This window comes from Halobacteriovorax sp. ZH5_bin.2, assembly GCF_043196375.1.
In the GTDB taxonomy this organism is placed as follows: domain Bacteria; phylum Bdellovibrionota; class Bacteriovoracia; order Bacteriovoracales; family Bacteriovoracaceae; genus Halobacteriovorax_A.
The window spans coordinates 90,159-105,790 of sequence record NZ_JBEBMJ010000001.1; the positions used below are offsets into that span (position 1 = coordinate 90,159).

At 37.5% G+C, this 15,632-nt stretch carries 14 protein-coding genes and 1 pseudogene; 5 read left to right on the top strand and 10 right to left on the bottom strand.

Features of this window, described 5'->3' with window-relative positions; translation table 11 throughout:
* Positions 1–11: 11 nt before the first annotated feature.
* The gene (locus ABMA76_RS00415; protein ID WP_393060576.1) at positions 12–752 is read left to right on the top strand and encodes an inositol monophosphatase family protein; all 741 of its coding nucleotides are present in this window, start codon (positions 12–14) and stop codon (positions 750–752) included.
* Here ABMA76_RS00415 and ABMA76_RS00420 read toward each other — a convergent pair.
* From ABMA76_RS00420 to trmB, 5 genes and pseudogenes are all read right to left on the bottom strand, one after another.
* Entirely contained in the window at positions 749–3,883 is a 3,135-nt protein-coding gene (locus ABMA76_RS00420; protein ID WP_393060578.1) for a DEAD/DEAH box helicase, read from the bottom strand. The two genes, ABMA76_RS00415 and ABMA76_RS00420, sit on opposite strands and share 4 nt — an antisense overlap.
* Positions 3,884–3,986: 103 nt before the next feature.
* Positions 3,987–5,423: an RNA polymerase sigma factor RpoD gene (gene rpoD / locus ABMA76_RS00425; RefSeq protein WP_232215063.1), complete on the bottom strand. Its 1,437-nt coding sequence runs from the start codon at positions 5,421–5,423 to the stop codon at positions 3,987–3,989.
* Positions 5,397–5,738, bottom strand: a pseudogene (locus ABMA76_RS00430) (RNA polymerase sigma factor region1.1 domain-containing protein); the annotation flags it as partial. The gene rpoD and the pseudogene ABMA76_RS00430, both read right to left, overlap by 27 nt.
* A gap of 19 nt (positions 5,739–5,757) precedes the next feature.
* Positions 5,758–7,650 (bottom strand): DNA primase, encoded by a 1,893-nt coding sequence (dnaG, locus tag ABMA76_RS00435; protein ID WP_392858188.1) that lies wholly within the window; start codon positions 7,648–7,650, stop codon positions 5,758–5,760.
* 21 nt (positions 7,651–7,671) lie between these two features.
* Complete coding sequence (trmB, locus tag ABMA76_RS00440; RefSeq protein WP_392858191.1) at positions 7,672–8,424, bottom strand: tRNA (guanosine(46)-N7)-methyltransferase TrmB; 753 nt, start codon at positions 8,422–8,424, stop codon at positions 7,672–7,674.
* A gap of 155 nt (positions 8,425–8,579) precedes the next feature.
* Between trmB and ABMA76_RS00445 the strand changes: the two genes are divergently transcribed.
* A complete protein-coding gene (locus ABMA76_RS00445) occupies positions 8,580–9,479 on the top strand; it encodes a hypothetical protein (RefSeq protein WP_393060580.1) in 900 nt (299 codons plus the stop codon).
* Here ABMA76_RS00445 and ABMA76_RS00450 read toward each other — a convergent pair.
* From ABMA76_RS00450 to ABMA76_RS00470, 5 genes are all read right to left on the bottom strand, one after another.
* Complete coding sequence (locus tag ABMA76_RS00450; RefSeq protein ID WP_392858194.1) at positions 9,476–9,670, bottom strand: hypothetical protein; 195 nt, start codon at positions 9,668–9,670, stop codon at positions 9,476–9,478. The genes ABMA76_RS00445 and ABMA76_RS00450 overlap by 4 nt on opposite strands.
* Positions 9,671–9,678: 8 nt before the next feature.
* Positions 9,679–9,891, bottom strand: a complete 213-nt coding sequence (locus ABMA76_RS00455) for a hypothetical protein (RefSeq protein WP_021268232.1) — start codon at positions 9,889–9,891, stop codon at positions 9,679–9,681.
* 135 nt (positions 9,892–10,026) lie between these two features.
* On the bottom strand, positions 10,027–10,998 hold the full coding sequence (locus ABMA76_RS00460) for a hypothetical protein (protein WP_393060582.1): 972 nt from the start codon (positions 10,996–10,998) through the stop codon (positions 10,027–10,029).
* Positions 10,995–11,951: a hypothetical protein gene (locus ABMA76_RS00465; protein ID WP_393060583.1), complete on the bottom strand. Its 957-nt coding sequence runs from the start codon at positions 11,949–11,951 to the stop codon at positions 10,995–10,997. Before ABMA76_RS00465 ends, ABMA76_RS00460 begins: the two co-directional genes overlap by 4 nt.
* Positions 11,939–12,349: an NUDIX domain-containing protein gene (locus ABMA76_RS00470; protein ID WP_393060585.1), complete on the bottom strand. Its 411-nt coding sequence runs from the start codon at positions 12,347–12,349 to the stop codon at positions 11,939–11,941. Before ABMA76_RS00470 ends, ABMA76_RS00465 begins: the two co-directional genes overlap by 13 nt.
* A gap of 138 nt (positions 12,350–12,487) precedes the next feature.
* Between ABMA76_RS00470 and ABMA76_RS00475 the strand changes: the two genes are divergently transcribed.
* The 3 genes from ABMA76_RS00475 to scpB are packed head-to-tail and all read left to right on the top strand — an operon-like array spanning position 12,488 to position 15,631.
* Positions 12,488–13,147 (top strand): site-2 protease family protein, encoded by a 660-nt coding sequence (locus ABMA76_RS00475; protein ID WP_392858205.1) that lies wholly within the window; start codon positions 12,488–12,490, stop codon positions 13,145–13,147.
* A 33-nt stretch (positions 13,148–13,180) separates the two neighbouring features.
* Positions 13,181–14,086: a segregation and condensation protein A gene (locus tag ABMA76_RS00480; RefSeq protein WP_393060587.1), complete on the top strand. Its 906-nt coding sequence runs from the start codon at positions 13,181–13,183 to the stop codon at positions 14,084–14,086.
* A 24-nt stretch (positions 14,087–14,110) separates the two neighbouring features.
* Positions 14,111–15,631, top strand: coding sequence for an SMC-Scp complex subunit ScpB (scpB, locus tag ABMA76_RS00485; protein ID WP_392910572.1), 1,521 nt, complete (start codon positions 14,111–14,113; stop codon positions 15,629–15,631).
* Position 15,632: the final 1 nt, after the last annotated feature.

The window sequence follows — 15,632 nt, forward strand, 5'->3', positions numbered from 1 at the left end:
TAGGATCAATAATGTATCGTAAAGAATTAGAAGAAATAAAAAACAGTATTCATACTAAACTCGACACGATGGTGTGGGGAGATATGTCGATTGAAAGAAAGGCCGACAAGAGTATTGTGACAGAGTTTGATATCTTTGTTTCTGACCAAGTTAAAAAGGTCTTTCATGAGTCTAATTTTGACTTCAATTTCTTCTCGGAAGAAGATCAAGAGAGTTTTGAGTTTCCTGTGATTGTCTTAGATCCAATTGATGGAACTCGTGAATTTGCAAAGGGCTATGGTGAGTGTGCAGTCTCCCTGGCCATTTTATTTTCAGCAGATATTAACGATGATCGAAGCTTTGGCTGGATCTATAATCCATTTACTGGGTTTGAAATTACGAGTGATGTTAAGTACCCGCTCGGAAGTCGCCATGCTCACGCTGAGGCGGTCAATATTATGATCTCGCGCTCGGAGTGGGAGAAGGGTGCTAATAAATTAGATTTTAAGCACAACTTTAGAATTACTCCACTTGGATCTATTGCCTTTAAGCTAGGACTACTTGCTGCTGGTGCAGCTGAATGTGTTGTCTCATTTCGTGATAAGAATATTTGGGACATCGCTGCTGGAGTGATTATTTGCCATTCCAGAGGGATTCATTCTGATGAAATTAAGGATCTTTCCAGCAAGAAGCTGACAGGGCCTTTTATTTTTTGTCGAGATGAATTAAAAGTAGCTGTCCATAAAGAAGTTAATCGCTTAAAGAAGTCCTAGTTAAATAAATCTTCAAAATCCTTCATTGTGAGTTTTCCACTGAATAATTCTTCATCATCTTCAGGAAGAAGTTCTTTGAAAAGTTCACGTTTGATTTCTTGAAGTTTTAAAACCTTCTCTTCAACAGAGCCCTTAATAATAGGTCTAAATACGTTTAGAGTATTTTTCTGACCAATACGATAAGCTCTATCGATTGCTTGCGATTCAACAGCTGGGTTCCACCAAGGGTCCATAATAAAGACGTAGCTTGCTGCTGTTAAGTTAAGACCAACACCCCCGGCCTTAAGAGAGATTAGGAAGAGTTTCGTTTTACCGCTTTGGAACTCATCAACTGCTGCTTGACGCTTTTTAACGTTCATCGATCCATCAATTCGAGAGTACTTCCAGCACTGGCCATCAAAGGCCGTTCCAATGATATCAAGGTATGTTGTAAATTGAGAGAAGACGATAACTTGGTGACCTTCTTCTACAATTTGCTCTAAGCTTTCAATAAGATAATCAACTTTCGTTGATGAGAGACTTCTAATGTCTTTTGTTGTTTTATTACTATGGTTTTGCCATAGACAGCTCTGGCGAAGTTCGAGAAGTCCCTTAAGGATTTCACCATACTTCTTATTCTTAGGAGCATTTTGAATATTATCTTTAATCGATTGTAATTTATTCTTGTAAAATTCTTCTTCACTTTCATCAAAACTAAGAAGGACACTGTTTTCAATCTTAGGAGGTAGGTCAGTAAGAACTTGGTTCTTTGTACGTCTAAGAATGAACGGTGCGGCCGTTTTTCTTGCGTATACTCTCGACTTAGGAGTAGAGCTTGATCTTAAGAATCTTAAATCTCCCCAGATACCAGGAATACTTAGATCAATAATATTAAAGAACTCAGCAAGATCATTTTCTACAGGAGTACCTGTTAAGCAGATTCTAAAGTCGGCATTGATCTTTCTTGCGGTAGAGGCCCCTAGAGAACGCATATTCTTAAGGTGCTGAACCTCATCAAGAACAAGAACATCATAATTAGTTTCTTCAAATTGTGCTTCGAGCTCTCTTTTAAGAATCCCATATGAAGTTAGAATTACTTTTGCTTTACTATCTTCTGGAAGCTCTCTATCAGCTCCGTGGAAGATGTGAACATCGATATCTGAGAACTTTTTAAATTCATTTTCCCAGTTTAGTAGTAGGGAAACTGGACAAACAATTAGAACTTTATCAATTTTATCGTAGATACTTTCAATAAAGGCGATGGTTTGGATAGTCTTACCAAGACCCATATCATCGGCAAGACAAGCACCGAGCTTATTTTCATGAAGGAATTTAAGCCAGTTATAACCTGTCTTTTGGTATGCTCTAAGAGTTGAGCCAAGATGTTCTGAAATAGGGTAGTCAGGGATACCTTCAAGATTTTGAAGTCTTTCGCAAAGTGCGATTTCTTCATCCGTTAGGGCACCTTCAAGTCCAATCTTTTTAAGTTCAAATAATTCAAAGATTCTGGCACGAGAAAAAGGTAGGATGAATTTTTTAAATTTTCCGTCCTGAATTTCTTCTTTTGCTTCAAACTTTGTGTATTTTTGAACAAATTTCAAAAGATCTTTTTGTTCATTATTTAATAAGATGACACCATCTTTAGTAATAGCAATATTATTGTCGAGGTCGACATTCTTAAGTACTTCTTGGTCAACGTCATTGATTTCTAGTTCAAGATCAAACCAACCCGAGCGTCCAATTTGCTTTCTTTCAAAGCGAATACGAGAGTTCCAATTTTTAATTTCATTATTATTATAGAAAATCTCAACACCGTAAGGCTTCGTTACTGTAAATAGTTTCGATAGGCCTTGAGTGATTTGGGACATTGAAACTTGGAAAATAACTTCGTTTGTGTCTCGATATAGGTAAGAGTAGCGGAAGAAGTGGTCTCCAAATTCCGTTACCATGACCTTAAATAGAAGACGTTGAAGCTTATTGTCGTATTTGTAAAGCTTGTGATTTTCGTGATCAAAGCTAAGTGTATAGTCTTTACTAACAACTTCAGAAATTAGACGAATCCATGAAGACTTTTTCGACTTTCCAGAAAGGGACTTCTTATAGCCGTCAACACCAGTTTCAAAGTAGTGCTGAACTTCTCTTAGGAAGTGGTAGGCTTCAACCTTTTTGCGAAATAAATCGAGATAGCCACCTTCAAATGTAAGAGAGGCCATAAACTGTGGAGGCCTTGTTCTCTTTTCTTCTTTATTGAAGAACTCGACTGAAAAATTGTTATAACCCTTTCTTTGAGAGTTATTGATATAAATTCTTAAATCTGGTGACTCAATATTTGTGATATCAAATTGCTTACCCTCAACTTCAAATGCGATGTACTTTTCTAGCCTTTCAGAGTAGGCGAGATTTAAGGCATCATCGATCTTATATGTTGATAAATTCGATCTTAGAGTCGAGAAGAACTCTTTTAGTTCACTTGGAAGTGAAAAGAGTTCACCAGTATCCCAATTAAAAAGATATAAACTTTCAAAGATACTGATATCACGGTGAGTTTTACCTTCCTCATCTAGTAGGGCAAAGCGAATACTAGATTTCAAGTCATCTTGAAAATCAACTCTTTGTTCTTTATTTGGAGCGATATTAAAGACTAACTTTCCTGAGAGATTTTCAGGAATTGGAAACTCAATCGTTTTCTTATTCGTTAATGAGTAATTTAGTGTTGAGTAAGTTGGCCCATGTGGCGCATTTTCTAACTCGTGTGGACCACTGATAATTGTCCCGTACTCAAGTGGGTAAACACCGTATCCACCAATAGGAGGGAGGTGAGTGCTTGTATCAGATTGGTCATTATTTGTTGCAATATAGTACATAAAGAGAGCAGCTGTATGGTGGCAGTGCTTTTCTTTTGTCCATTCTAGACAATCACATGATGTTGACAGTGGTGATTCATCTGTTCCTTCAAGCCTCTTCTTATAGACGACCTTAGACTCATAAGGGCGATCTTCTTTAATGATTCCTGTTGTGATGAGGTAACCATCAAGACTTCCTTTCTTAAATGAAAGTGAGACCTTCCCAAGGCTGAGAACTTTTCTGGCCTTAGAAATTGCCAGAGTTGAAAAATATTTTTTTGCTAGATCGAGTCCAGGTTCTTGTGTCATATATTACTTTTATGTCTAAAAGCCTTATTATAACGCAAAAATAAAGAATGTAATAGTCTTAGTTCTGTTAAGAGAAAGGCCCCTGAATAGGGGCCTAATTTACTTAGTTATTTTCGATATACGATTTAAGAAGTTTCGCACGTGAAGGATGTCTTAGCTTGCGAAGCGCTTTGGCTTCAATCTGTCTAATACGTTCACGAGTTACGAAGAAGTCCTGTCCAACCTCTTCTAGAGTGTGGTCAGATTTTTCACCGATACCAAATCTCATTCTTAGAACCTTTTCTTCTCTTGGTGTAAGAGTTGAAAGTACTGAACGAGTTTGCTCAGATAATGTAATACTCATTACAGCATCTGCTGGTGAAATAATTTTCTTATCTTCAATGAAGTCTCCAAGAGATGAATCTTCTTCTTCACCAATTGGTGTTTCTAGAGAGATTGGCTCTTTCGAGATCTTTTGAACTTTCTTAACTTTATCTACTGGCATTTCCATTTTCTCAGCAATTTCTTCTGGAGTAGGTTCACGCCCAAGTTCTTGGATAAGTTGTCTTTGAGTTCTTACCATTTTGTTGATTGTCTCAATCATGTGAACTGGGATACGGATTGTTCTTGCTTGGTCAGCAATGGCACGAGTAATGGCCTGACGAATCCACCAAGTTGCATAAGTTGAGAATTTGTAACCACGACGGTACTCAAATTTATCAACTGCTTTCATAAGACCGATGTTACCTTCCTGAATAAGATCTAGGAATTGTAGACCACGGTTTGTGTATTTCTTAGCAATTGAAACAACAAGTCTTAAGTTAGCTTCAACTAGTTGGGCCTTCGCACGGTCAGCTCTTTCTTCACCATTCGTGATAATCTTATAAACTGTTTCGATATCATCAAAGCTCATTCCAGCTTCTTGAGATAGTCTTCTTAGTTTTCTAAGAATATCTTCTTGGTTACGAACTAGTTGCTCTACCTTTGCATCAGTTGTGTAAAGCTCTTTTGCGAATGCACGCTTAAATGCATCGTCTTCCATGATCTTCTCATGTAGGTCACGGTAAGCTTCAATTGTTTCAACTTCTAGGAACTTAAAGATACGATCTTGTTGTTCGTAAAGGTCTTTAAATTGTAGGTAGTATTTCTTAACTGGCTCAACGAAGCTATTAATGATCTTTCTATTGAAAGTAAGGTCTGCAAGTTCAGTTGCAATAGCATCCATTTTTGTTTTTTCAGTTTTAGAAAACTTATCAAGAGTTCCATCATCTTCGTTAAGTGCAGAGTCATAAATTTCTTTAAGCTCGTCACAAACCTTAATGATTGTCTTCTTAACTTTATCAACGTCTTTTTGAGTCGATTCATCATCTAAACCACGAACAAGCTCTCTTACGAACTCTGTTGGGTTTTCTAGTTCATTGATTCTATCTTTTAGCGTGATAATTTCTGCAATCGCGTGAGAAGACTTTAGTGATGAAAGAATAATTTCTCTTTCACCTTCTTCAATTTCTTTTGCGATAACAACTTCGCCTTCTCTTGTAAGAAGGGCAACAGATCCCATTCTCTTTAGATATAATTTTACAGGATCAGTTGAGGCACTTCTAAGTTCAGCTCTCTCTTCTTTCGAAAGCGTTTCTTCAATAATTTCAGTACCGTCAAGTTTGATTCCTTCATCTTCCTCTTCAACTTCGGCTTCAGTAACTTCAATTTCTGATTCACTGATAGCTAGCATAATGAGGTCAAGTTCTTCAGGAGCAATTAAGCTTGCTGGGATAGCATCGTTAATTTCTTCTGGAGTCAGGGAGTCTTGATCCTTACCGCGTGCGATAAGTTTTTCGAAACCCTTCGATTTTAAAAATTGTGCAGCACTTGACATGTTTGGTTTCTCCAGTCTTTTACTTTTTTAAAGCATGAAGCTTTTTACGGATTTCAATAATCTTTGTATTCAACTCAGTAAGCTCAGTTTGAGTAGTAACATTTCCTTTCTCTATAACTAAGCGATCACTTTCTTCTTCTAGACTAACTCTTTCAAGTTTTGCTTTGAGGTCCTTAATAATTTTAACCGCTCTCTCTTTTTCTAGTTTGATTCCTTTGTATTTATTTCTTATGCCATCATCTATAATTTCATGTAGGCCGTACTTGGAAGAACTCGAAAGCGCAAAATTTTTAAATTCCCTCTCATCTATTTCAAAGATTAAATTTTTCAGATTTAAAACATACTCTTTTACCCTATCTGAGTGCATAAAATCAAGCAGATCGGTCATTTCATCATACTCAAGACAATCCGGATGTTCAACGATAGCAAGCAGTAAAGTCTTCTCTGTACGTGAGATTGGAGCCTCTACTTCATCCATTATTGGCATCTCGTTTGCATCACTTTCAACAAAGCTTGCCATGTAGTCTTCGTCATACTCTGGAGCATGCATTTCCATCGGAGGTGTCTCTTCGACAACGGCCGGCTTAAAGGTCTGAGATTTCTCGTCTTTTAAGAAATTTTCATAATTCTCAATGATGCTTTCTTTACTCGATTCGAGGTTTAGCTGCTTTGCCCACCCAACGAGTCTTTCAATGGCATTAAGATCTTTTCCAAGAGGGGACACAAGATCAAAGGCCTGTCTTAGCAGTGCCAATTTCTCATCGAGTATCTCAATCTTGCGATCCGGTAGTATTTTTGAAAATTCATAATCAATGAACGGAACCGCATTATCGATTCTATCTTGATAAGCAATGATACCTTCCTTTTCTAGGAAGTCGTCTGGATCTTTATGGGGATTTAGATCGACAAACTTAGGTATGATGCCAGATTCTAGGAATTGGCGATTTGCCCTCTGAGAAGCCTTAAAGCCAGCTTCATCATTATCGAGGGAAAGATAAATATTCTTTGTCATGGACTTAAGCGTACGAAGAGAGTTGTCGCCAAGGGCCGTCCCCATGATTGCGACACTATTTTCAAAACCCTTCTTGTAGTTTGCAATTTGGTCCATATTTCCTTCAACTATAATCACGCTATCGCGCTTTCTAATGAATGATTTTGCAAGATGGAGGCCATAGAGTAGGTTTCTCTTATTAAAGATGAACGACTCTATAGAATTCATGTACTTAGCGTGTTGATATTCATGAATTCGTCGGCTAGTGAAGCCAATAACTTTACCGTAGTGGTCCCAAATCGGAAACATTATGCGCTCACGGAAAGTATCATAATGGGACTTATTATCAGCGTTATATTTAACGATTCCAATTTTCAGGGCCGCTTGAAGAATCTCCCCGCGATCCTTGGCCGGAAGTGAACAGATATAGTCATAGATACTATTCTTCTTTGGCGCAAAACCGAGCTGATAGAGGTCGGCGATCTCATTGCTCAAATGACGATTCTTTAAAAAGTCTAAGTATTGCTCTGGCTTTAGGTTACGTCCCGATTGGAAGTAAATAGTTGTAGCGACCTTCAGAATCTTTTCAGCATAAATGAACTCTTTCGACTTTTCTTTTGTATTTGTGTAGGAGTCGAAATCGATGCCAAATTTATCACAGATATCCTTCATGGCCTCGATGAACTCCATACTTTGGAGATTCATAACGAAGTCAAAGTGACTGTGGCCAGCACCACAAGAAAAGCATTTATAGATTTTCTTGTCGTTAACAACAGACATGGAAGGGTTTGTGTCATCGTGGAAAGGGCAAACTCCGTAAAGGTTATTACCCTTGCGAACTAAGTGCACACCATAGCGCTCGATTAAATCAGAAATCGGGATCTCATTGACGATCTTTTCGCGCAGTCTTTGTAATGACATGTGTGTGACTAACCTAGCTTTTTATTTTGCTTTCTTGGATTTTAGAACAAAAGCTTTAATATTTACACCTTGCTCGATAAATATTTTCTCAAACTTTGTTTTAAATTGGCAAAGTAGGTGATCCGGAGCATCGTTCCATAGATCTTTCGTCTCAAGCTCAAGCTCAAAGAGATCTTGTTTCTCGATAACTTCTTTCATCCACTCTGCATAACCATCATGATCCGTCTTAACAAAGAAGTATCCACCTGGTTTGATTACTTTATATGCCCTTTCTAGGAAAGGAAGTTGAAAAAGTCTCTTCTTGTGATGACGGGCCTTTGGCCATGGATCAGGGAAGAAATAGAAAACTTTATCTAACTCATTTTCAGCAAATAGGTGCTCAATTCTTTCACCCTTAGCTCTTAAGTATTTAAAATTGCGGTAAGGAAGTGACTTTAGCTTCTTTGCTAATGCGTAACTTCTCTTAAAGCGATAATCCAGACCAACAAAATTCTGGTCTCGATAAGCATCACAATATTGTAGCATAAAGTGGCCATAACCAGTTCCGATCTCAAGGCACAGTTCACCATCTTGCGAGAACACCTCTTTATTCCACTTACCAGAGTGAACTTCAGCCTCTTCGTCTCTTAGAACAAATTCATTAAATTCTTCTAACTTATCGTGGTAAGGGTTGCGGTGCTTGTACTGGAAGTCCTTAGCAAATGACTTGTCTTGGTCTTGGTCGTACGCAAATGGATCGTTTGTCGCTTCTTGAGCGTCTGATTTTACTGGCAACTTATACTCCTAAATGATTATTGCACCTAGTTATCAAATTGAAGGCGCTCAGGCAAGGCTTTAAAACCTTTATACAGGCTTTTGTAAGGTGTTCCGTAAATAAATATTAGGGATATTTAAGTATTAATTTACTCAAAAGCTTTAGAAACTGTAGTATGAAGTTTATTTTGCACCTATTTCTTATATTTCTCTTCTCACAAGCGGCTCATGCTTTCGATGCAATGAGAAGAGGGCCAGCTTCAGTTGCCCCAGCTCCCATCTATAAAGAGCACGAAGTTAAGATTCTCCAAGGCCATTATCGTCATCAATACTTTCGCTATTTCTTAGAGGAGATATTAACTCTTTCACGTAATGATTTTGGTGATTTTAAAGTGACGGCACTTGATTGCGGTAACGAAGAGGAATGTGTGAACTCAGGTGCCTATAAGAATGGAGATATCATCTATTCTCCATCTGAGAATTGGGACCTCTCAGGTTTCAAAAAAATTGAAGCACCTATTTTGTCAGGCCTTATGGGGCTTCGCTTACCTGTTTACGAGTATAAGGATCGTTTAAAATTTGAAGCAATTAAGTCTCCTGAAGAGTATAAGAAAAAACGAGTTTCATTTAATAAGAATTGGCGTGATTATAAAATTCTAGAAAAGTATAAATTCAAATTGATTGCAGTTGATACCTTTGATGATATCTATGGGGCCTTATCTGACAGTCGTGCTGATTATACGCTTAGGGGAGTGTCGGAAGCCTTCATTGAAATTATTAATCAAAAAGAAAATCTCTTAATCGATACGAAGAACTTTATCTATTATCGCTATCCAGTTTATCTCTATGTACGTAAAACAAATAAACGACTTTATCGCGCTCTCATATCGGGAATGAAGAAGATGGAGAGTCAGTCATATAATAATTTTACTAAGAGTTTTGTAGGACAGAATCTTGTTTTGGATGAAGCTGAAAGTTGTAAGATCTACAATGTGAATACAGAAGTCGTCCAGGTGTTAAAGCAGTGTGAGCTTAAGGGGCTTATTGAAGCTGTTGCCAACTTTAATCGCAATTAGCCCTTTAGCATTTGCTCGATAATGCGTGCTGCTTTTTTAGCTTCTTGAGGGTTCTCAAGGCGCTTTTGAATGAGCTTTTGAAGTTGCTCTACCTCTTGTTTTTGCTGTGTTTTAGCTTGAGAGGTAGTAGGTGCTGCGTTTTCACGTGAGTCAGCACCTTTATATAAGTGTGTATATTTTTTTACACCCATGAGATTTCCTAAGCAGCCGCTTCAGCTGCACCTTTTTTCATTGTAGAAACTCTTTTCATATGTTCTTCAATGACTTCATATAATTCTAATTTTGTTGAATATGGATCCATGCCTTCTGGCATTGTTGAATAAATTACTTCGTTGTTGATTTCTGCAAAGATAAACCAGTTGTTACCTAGTTTTTGAAAAAGAACTTCTGTACCTTTGTGTTGAATTGTCATAAATCTTCCTCCTGAAATAGTTTTGCAGTCCTTGCTAAAACAATGACACTAACTTTATCGTCCCTTTAATTTTTTCTTTTAAAAAATTATGAGCATTATTTATGAACGGAAATCTTTGCCGATAGGCCCAAGATACTAGTAACGATAGGTGAATCCAACGTTATAACCAAACGTTCCTTCAAGATTTGTTGAAATTTGATTGTCTGGCCATAATTGAGAATTTACAAATTGACCATCTGACTCAAGTGTTGATGGAAGACGGATGTCGATAACTGGCCCGTGATAGAGGTAGAAAGAAGGGGAGTCAAAAATCTTCTTATGGGATAGGTTGACTGAAAGTCTTATATTGAAGAAGAGCCCACTAAAAAGTTTTTCCTCTGCTAGGCTATTGGTTTGATCGTCTTGGTTCACAAAACGTCTTTGGTAATTAAGCCCAACTTGTAGCATTGATTCAATTTCAAAATATTGTCTTTTGTGAAATGTGTAAGAAACGACAGGCCCAAAAGTATAGTGAATATTACTTTCAGTTGTAAAAATATCTCCACTTAATCGGTACTCCGCTTGTCCTGTTGTGATACCGCCAAAGAAGCCGTAGTAGAGACGGTTTCCATCATCAAAAGTAGCTGGACTTAAGTACTTAACGTTAAGGCTTCCTTCAAACCCAGTACTTTCTTGTTGAATTTCTGAGTTATAAGCGTAGCGAGAAGAAACTCCCTTTTTGAAGATAAGATCAAATTGAGCACGATTAAGTGGGCGTCCTTTTAGGGGATATTCATCTGGGAGTGGCTCTGCGATAACATAATCAGTCGGATCATTTTTTACATAGATCGTATGACCTAAATCTTCTGACTCATTATTTAAAATAAGCTTAATGAAATCTTTTCGAATATAGGCCTTTCGCCCATCTCTTGTCAGTGTGACGTAGTAGGCTTCTTCATTTAAATAATTTGGATGTAAGTAGAGCTTTGTCCCTTTTCTTAGCTTCATAAGTATGATGCCATCTTCATTTGGCTTACTTATGACTGGGGCCTCATGAACACGAATAATTCCATCGGTGGCAAAAACCGATGTTGCTAAAAGCATTATAAATAATAGCTTTCTGATCATATTGAAACCTCAAATTCTTTCCCAATATTGATACTAATGGCAGTTGCTGAATTGTCATTGGTAAGATTTGCTGCTGGGAAATTTACATTTGAATCAAATGCATAATTTTGCTTTTTAAGATCTAGGCCAATGAAGTACTTGGCATAGTTGTAATTAACATTGAGGCCAAAGGAATCAATTGTATAACCAACTTTTAAATCATTTATCGTAGCTGATGTATAAAGTGATCTTTGCGCACTTAGGCCGGCCGCAAGAAATGATTTTTCATTAATGTGATAGCGATACTCTGTTCTTAGGCCAACAGAAAAAGATGTGAATTGAACTTCTTGGCCACTATTTTGAGCAAGGTATTCAGCGCTAAGAAATACTGGAATATTTTCGAAGGTCTCGACTCCTGCTTCTGCAGCAATAGTTGTACTTGATAAAGATATATTATCTAAAAAGAAGTTTGGAGTAGAGCTGCCTAGTCCTGCTCTAAGCTGTGTGTAAGTATGGATTTGTTTTTTATCGTATTCGATGGCCTTAAACTTTGTTTGGTCAAAAGGTGTGAACTTCTCATTATTAAAAGTTAAAATCGTTTCAAGGTGATCAAGGTTTGTACTTAATGTAACGTACTTCACGTTATCTTCACTACCGTCACTAGGTAGGATGAAGAAGTAGCGTGAGCCAGGAGAGACTTCTTTTGTACGAATAATAGTATTCTTCTGAATACGGTAATAGCTCTTTCCATCAAGTGATTCGATTAAAGAGTTTGCTAGAATTACACTTCGAAAAGTCTTGGCCCTGAGGTTATTTTTTATATACTTAAAACGTGGCTTTGCCTTTGTTTTAACTTTTTCTTCTTTCTTGCTGATTCTTCTAAGATCCTCAAATAGCTTATCTGAAGAGGTTTGAGCAAAACAAAGCTTCTGAGATAAAAGGCCAATGATAGTAAGAGTAATTAGTCTAGACATTCAAGTGCCTTTTGAAATGCGATGAAATTACTTTCGTATTTAAAGTCTTTCTTTGTTACTTGATCAAGTGGCACCCACTTAAATCCTTGGTGCTCTTGAGGGGAGATCGTGATCTCTTTTTGATTTGTTCTTGCAAGAAAACAATACTCAGTCACATCCTTATTCCAACGGTCATGAAACTCAAATTTTTGATCAATTTCGATAATCTGAGCTTCATTAATTGAAGTTTCTTCAAGTAATTCTCGCTTGGCCGCATCAAAAATATCTTCTCCAGGGTCAACAGATCCTGTTACATTCTGCCAGCCAAAGCCACGATCCTCCTTCATTTCTAATAGAAGGATTGCTCTTAAATCGTTGTGCACGGTGACAACTTGAACCTTTTTATGACGCGTATTCATAGGTTTATTATAGCAAAAAAATTTAATTTCAATGCCTTGGGCAAATTTGGAGGTTAATTTCTTTAATTTGTCTTACATTCCGTTCATTTTGCATCGCAAATTTTTGTCGATTCCCGTGGTTTTTGGTAGATTATTGCGATGGATTTAATGCGAATTATCAATACATTAACTTTGGCCCTACCGGGCTTTCTTTTAGCTATCTCATTTCACGAGTTTGGTCACGCTTGGATGGCCAGAAGATATGGTGATGATACGGCCGAGAGAATTGGTCGACTAACCCTGAACCCAATTCCACACGTTGATCTTGTGGGAACAGTTATCTTTCCTATGGTTGGTATCATGCTTGGTGGTGTTCCTTTTGGTTGGGCCAAGCCTGTCCCTGTTGATGTTCGTCGCTTTAAGAATATGAAGTCAGGTATCTTTTGGGTAAGCTTTGCAGGCCCAGGTGCAAACCTGATTCTTATGGTTTTATCAGCGCTATTCTTTGGAATGGTCTATGCCTATGTTCCATCGACGTTCTCATTAAAGACGCAATTTATGGATATGCTTCAGTACTCGGTATTTATTAATATCCTACTGGCGGTCTTTAACTTAATTCCATTTCCTCCACTTGATGGATCGAAAATGGTTGCAGCTTATTTAGATTACAACTCAGCACGAAAATATGAAGAGCTTCAAAGATTTAGTTTTATTTTTATTCTAATTCTTTGGTTTACACCAATCTTCGGTTACATGATCAGACCGGTTATGAGCTTAGGAATGGTATTAATGAATACTTTTGCAGGTATTCTCTCTTAATTTGTTAATTGAGGGATTTGAGGGAATTAACACATGTTAGACACAACGATTAAGGTTAAAACGGATACATTTGATGGTCCACTTTCACTGCTTTTGCTTCTTATTCAAAAAGAGCAAATGTCGATTAAGGAATTAGACCTTACGAAAATTACTAAGCAGTACTTAGACTATCTTGCGAATATGAAAGAGCTTAACTTTGATATTGCAGGTGACTATCTATTCCTTGCAGCTACATTAGTTCTTCTAAAGTCAAAAAATGCTGTTACAGAAGAAGAGCAGGCAAAGCTACAAAATCAACTTGGTGCTGAAGGCTCTTTAAATATCACTTCTCATGCAGAGCTAGTTCGCCGTCTTGAAGAGTTAGCACTCTACCAAAAGATGGGACAAAAGCTTTTAGAACTTCCTCAAACGGGGAAAGATATCTTTGTTAAACCAAAGGTAAATCGTAAGGAAATTGTTAACTCGATTCTTACACCGATGGAGTTAGAGAAGTTAACGGATACGATGATTGACTTCATATTCCGTCAAAATCGTAAGTACACGGTTATTAAGCGTGACCGTTTATCGATTAAAGAGAAGTTAGAGTTCTTAAAGACATATCTACAAGTAGGACAGAAAACGAATTTAGAAGAACTACTTGAAAACGATAGTAATAGTCGTATGGCAACGACAACTGGTGAAGATACTGCAAAGATGTCTGCAGATGGTAAGAATACAATTGATAACGTTGTAATTACTTTTATCTCACTTCTTGAGCTAGCAAGGCTTAAGCGTGTTCAGGTTTTCCAAAATGAGAGCTTTGGGCAAGTTTATGTTGATGTCGTTAAAACACTTGATGACTTCGACGTAACTCAGGCCGATGGTTTTGAAGACGAGAATGAATCAAAAGATAAGATCGATACACAAGAATTAGAAAATATGGAACAAGTAGCGCACTAATCGCTACTTAGAGAGAGCACACAAATGGAAGAGAACACAACAGTTACTGAAGCAAATCTAGAGTTTCTATCAACAGATGAAGAGATGGTGGAAGAGTTAGAAATGGCCCTTATGCCAACTGATGAAGACCTAGAGTTTCCAGAGGAGTACTTAAAGCTCGAGTCTGACTTTGCTGATGAGAAGATGCAAGAAGATAAGCTTTGGAAAGCTAGAACTGGACTTAATGAAGAAACAATCTGTGGAGCAATTGAAACGATTGTATTCATGAGTGATAAGCCTGTACCATTAATGAAGATTAAGTCATTAATTGATGAAGATATCCCTCTACGTGTTGTTCACGAGGCAATTACTCGTCTTCAAGATGAGTACGAATTAAAGCACCATGGAATTCGTCTACAAGAAGTTGCAAATGGTTACCAGTTTAGAACAAAGGCAACATTCTCTAAATATGTTCAAGACCTATTTAAGATTAATGAATTAGTACTTTCTCCAACAGCTCTTGAAGTACTAGCAATCATTGCTTATAAGCAGCCGGTTTCAAAAATTGATGTTGAAAAAATTCGTGGGGTTGATAGTTCTCACATTGTACGTGGTCTAATGGATAAGAGACTTGTTAAAGTTGTTGGCCGTTCTGAAGAAGTTGGACGCCCGGTTCTTTATGGGACAACTCCCGAGTTCTTAGAAGTATTTAATCTTGCAAATATAGACCAATTACCACCAGAGCATGAGCTAGCTGAAATTGCTACTCAAGGTGTAGGGAAAATTGAAGATATCAAGACTCTTGTAAACGCTGATCTAGCATCACGTTTTGATCAAGATGAAATTGAAGAACTTGATAATATCGCAATGTCGATTAAATCAATTGATTCAGAAACAGCATTTACTAAATCTCTTAAGGTTCAAGAAAGAAGACGTAAGTCTGCTAAGACAGCTGAAGGCGAAGAAGCAGCACCTGTTTTAACTGCTTTTGATCTCCTTGAACAACACCTAGATAACTCTCTTGTTACTGGTGCAAATAAAGAGTCTGCAGAATCGGAAGTCTTTACTGCGATCACTTGCCCTGAGGTTATTGCTGATCTAACAAAAGGACCATTTAATATCCCTGAAGAAGAGGAAGATGATTTTGAAATGATCGATCTTGATTCAGGTGAAGTTATTAAAGATATGACAGTAGAGGAAGCACTTGAAGAAGTTGCTGACGCTATTCTTTCTTCTGAAAATACAGAAGCTCAAGAAATTGTAATCAACGAAGAAAATGATGAAGCAGACATTGAAGCTGCTGCAGAAGAAGTTGAAGAAATCGCTATTATTGATGAGTCTAAGTCTGATGAAGAGGCCGATCATCTAGCACAAGCACTTGATGATGCTTTTGCTAAATTATTTGGTGGAGACTCAGCTCTTCCTCAAGATGAGATGGATGTTGACCTTGATGACAGCATCAATGAAACAACTCAAAATTTAATTAATGGGGCCAAAGACCTAGATCTTGACCTTGATTTCTTAAATAACAAGGACTTAGGGGATTCTGAGTCTCATATTGAATAAG